Below are 3,638 nucleotides of genomic sequence, written 5' to 3' on the forward strand. Positions count from 1 at the left end.
GATCTGGACTGGCGGGATATCGTCAATCCCAAGACAAAGCCTTTTACCGCCTGATTTTGCGGAAATTCATTGACATTTGGCCGTTTTTGGCATACGATGGCATGCGGACTACCGCCCACACAGCGAAAGCAGGCGCTTTCGTCCCGTGACAAGGGACGGGAGCGCCTTTTTCGGCGCCGATGCCCCATCGGCCCGCATTTCAAGATACGACAAAGGAGCGTTACTATGGCTCAGGTAAAACCCCGCACCCTCTCCGGCTTTATGGAGCTGCTGGCCCCAGCGGGCCGCTGACCCGCCGGGGTCCCCGGATTTCACTCAAATAGGCCGAAGTGAATTCGGCCTATTTCAAGGTTTTGCTGCGCAAAACCCTTGGCGCCGCACCTGCGGCGGAGGGCGGGCAGCAGCCTTAATTACTCGACAAAGGAGCGTTACTATGGCTCAGGTAAAACCCCGCACCCTCTCCGGCTTTATGGAGCTGCTGCCCGCCCGGCAGGTTCAGTTTGACCGGATGGTGGACATTTTGCGCAAAAGCTACTCCCTCTATGGCTTTACCCCTCTGGACACCCCGGCGGTGGAGGCGGCGGAGGTGCTGCTGGCCAAGGGCGGCGGCGAGACGGAAAAGCAGATTTACCGCTTCCAAAAGGGGGACAGCGACCTGGCCCTCCGGTTTGATTTGACGGTACCCCTGGCCAAGTACGTGGCCCTCCACCAGAACGAGCTCACCTTCCCCTTCCGCCGGTTCCAGATCGCCAAGGTCTACCGGGGGGAGCGGGCGCAGAAGGGCCGCTACCGGGAATTTTATCAGGCGGATATCGACGTGATCGGAGACGGCGCCCTGGACCTCGTCAACGAGGCGGAGATCCCCGCCATCATTTACAAGACCTTCACCGCCCTGGGCCTCCACCGGTTCAAAATCCGGGTGAACAACCGGAAGGTGTTAAACGGCCTCTTCGCGGTCCTGGGCCTGGAAGCGCAGGCCGGGGACGTGATGCGCACCATCGACAAGCTGGAGAAGATCGGCCCGGAAAAGGTGCGGGCCATCCTGGTGGACGACTTTGCCGTACCCGGCCAGGCCGCCGGCGAGTTGCTGGCCCTGCTGGCCGCCGCCGACCCCATGGCCGCCCTGGCCCCCTTCCAGGGCAAAAACCAGCTGTTTGACCAGGGCGTGGCCGAGCTGGAGACGGTGGTCAGGTATATGTCCGCCTTCGGGGTGCCGGAGGACCACTTCGCCGTGGATCTCACCATCGCCCGGGGCCTGGACTATTACACCGGCACCGTGTATGAGACCGTCATGCTGGACCACCCGGAGGTGGGCTCCATCTGCTCCGGCGGACGGTATGATAACTTAGCGGAATATTATGCTGATAAAAAACTCCCTGGAGTCGGAATTTCCATTGGTCTGACCCGTCTGTTCTCGGTACTGGAGGCCCAGGGCTACCTGAACGGGGAGATGAACACCGCCCCCGCCGACGTGCTCATCCTGCCCATGACGGAGGACCTCTCCCCCGCTATCTCCTTCGCCACCGCCCTGCGGGAGGCGGGGGTACGGGCGCAGCTCCACTGTGAAAAGAAGAAATTCAAGCAGAAGCTGTCCTACGCCGACAAGCTGTCCATTCCCTTTGCCGCCTTCCTGGGGGAGGACGAGATCCAGCAGGGCAAGGTGACGGTGAAGAACCTGGGCTCTGGGGAGCAGCAGACCCTCACCCCCGAGGAAGCGGTGGCCCTGGTAAGGGAGACCGTAACCGCCCTGTCCGGCGGAACTCCCATCGTGGACAAGCCCTACTATGCCGAGAAGTACCATCTGGACCCGTCCCAGGACTGACGGAACTTTCCCCCCTTCCTTTCGTCTAAAGGCCACTACCATGACCAGGAGGAATGTTCCATGAAGAAACTCATCGCCCTCATGCTGGCCGCCGCCCTGACGGCGGGCTGCGCCGCCGCCGTAACCCCGGAGGAGGCTTTCCCCGATAAAAACACCTATCCCGGCTACGCCGACGTAGCCGGCACCGCCTGGTACGCCGACGCGGCCCGGGTGTGCTATGAGGTGGGGCTGATAACCGGCACCGACACCGGCTTCTCCCCCGACAAAATCCTCACCGTGGGCGAGGTGGCCGCCATTGCCGCCCGGATGAACGAGGCCATCACCGGGGACGCCATTCCCATGGCCGACCCCAAACCCGGCGAGACCCTGCCCTGGTACTTCTCCTACGTGACCTACCTGGAGCGTCTGGGCATGGACGTACCCGATCCGGAGAAGGGCGCCACCCGGCTGGAGCTGCTCACCCTCATGGGGGGCGTAATCCCGGCGGACATGCTCTCCCCCATCAACACCATCACCGCCCTGCCCGACACCGGGGATGAGACGGTGCTGCGCTTCTACAATGCCGGCATCCTCACCGGGGTGGACGCCTGGGGCAGCTTTGCCCCGGACAAGAGTCTCACCCGGGCGGAGACCGCCGCCCTGGTGGCCCGGGTGGCCCGGCCCGAGCTGCGGGAGACCTTCACCCCCGCCGACTACGCCCCCTTTACCGCCGCCGGGCTGAAGCCCACCGACGTGCTCTTTACGGGCGGCACCACCGCCGGGGCCTATCTGCCCTATGTCCAGGGCCTTATTGACGGCCTGGAGGCCGACTGCGCCGCCGCCGGTATGGAGTTCAACTGGTTCCACACCGTGGACGGGGTGGCGTTTCTGGACTACGTGAAGGACACCGCCCTGGCTCACTTCGGGGTGTCCAAAAAGGACGGCACCCAGCTCTACCAGAACTTCGACGTGCAGGTGTATTACAGCCGCTACCTGGACATCAAGGGCCACTCCTGATTTCATTTTGTTATATTGAATCTCTTAATTACGATTTGGAGTTGATTTTCATGGACAACGTGCGTACCCACTACCGCACCCATTCCTGTGGGGAGCTCCGGATGGAGCATGTGGGCCAGGCCGTCACCCTGGCGGGCTTCCTGGAGAACTTCCGGGAAGTGGGGGCCAACCTGGGCTTTCTGGTGCTGCGGGACTTCTACGGCACCACTCAGGTGGTGGCGGAGAGCGAGGAGATGGTAAAGGCCATCAAGGCCCTGAACAAGGAGTCGGCCATCGCCGTCACCGGCGTGGTGCGGGAGCGGGACAGCAAGAATCCCAAGCTGCCCACCGGGGAGATTGAGGTGGTGCCGGAGCGCATTGAGGTGCTGGGCCGCTGCCGCCACAACGAGCTGCCCTTCCAGGTGAACCGCAGCCGGGAGGCCGACGAGACCCAGCGGCTGCGCTACCGCTATCTGGATTTGCGCAACCCGGCGGTGAAGCGGAACATCATCCTCCGCTCCCAGGTGGTGGCGGCCCTGCGCGCGTCCATGATCGACCACGGCTTTTTGGAGATCACCACCCCCATTCTCACCGCCTCCTCCCCCGAGGGCGCCCGGGACTACCTGGTACCCAGCCGGAAGCACCCCGGCAAATTTTACGCCCTGCCCCAGGCCCCCCAGCAGTTTAAGCAGCTGCTGATGGCCTCCGGCTTCGACAAGTACTTCCAGATCGCCCCCTGCTTCCGGGATGAGGACGCCCGGGGAGACCGCTCCCCCGGCGAGTTCTACCAGCTGGACATGGAGATGGCCTTTGCCGGACAGGAGGACGTGTTCGCCGTGCT

3 protein-coding genes are annotated in these 3,638 nt (G+C 63.2%); all 3 read left to right on the plus strand.

What is annotated here, in order from left to right; translation table 11 throughout:
* Nucleotides 1–433 precede the first annotated feature (433 nt).
* Nucleotides 434–1,822: a histidine--tRNA ligase gene (hisS, locus tag Q0J74_RS10725; protein WP_297214468.1), complete on the plus strand. Its 1,389-nt coding sequence runs from the start codon at nt 434–436 to the stop codon at nt 1,820–1,822.
* Between the two features lie 60 nt (nt 1,823–1,882).
* Nucleotides 1,883–2,818, plus strand: coding sequence for an S-layer homology domain-containing protein (locus Q0J74_RS10730; protein WP_297214470.1), 936 nt, complete (start codon nt 1,883–1,885; stop codon nt 2,816–2,818).
* 50 nt (nt 2,819–2,868) lie between these two features.
* Nucleotides 2,869–3,638: amino acid--tRNA ligase-related protein (locus Q0J74_RS10735; RefSeq protein ID WP_297214472.1), on the plus strand; the 770-nt coding region annotated here is incomplete at its 3' end.

Source organism: uncultured Flavonifractor sp., assembly GCF_944387675.1.
Lineage (GTDB): Bacteria > Bacillota > Clostridia > Oscillospirales > Oscillospiraceae > Flavonifractor.

What these genes read in the sequence shown, in the direction of transcription:
- hisS (WP_297214468.1), top strand. Translation starts at nt 434, where the DNA reads ATGGCTCAGGTAAAACCCCGCACCCTCTCCGGCTTTATGGAGCTGCTG.
- Q0J74_RS10730 (WP_297214470.1), top strand. Translation starts at nt 1,883, where the DNA reads ATGAAGAAACTCATCGCCCTCATGCTGGCCGCCGCCCTGACGGCGGGC.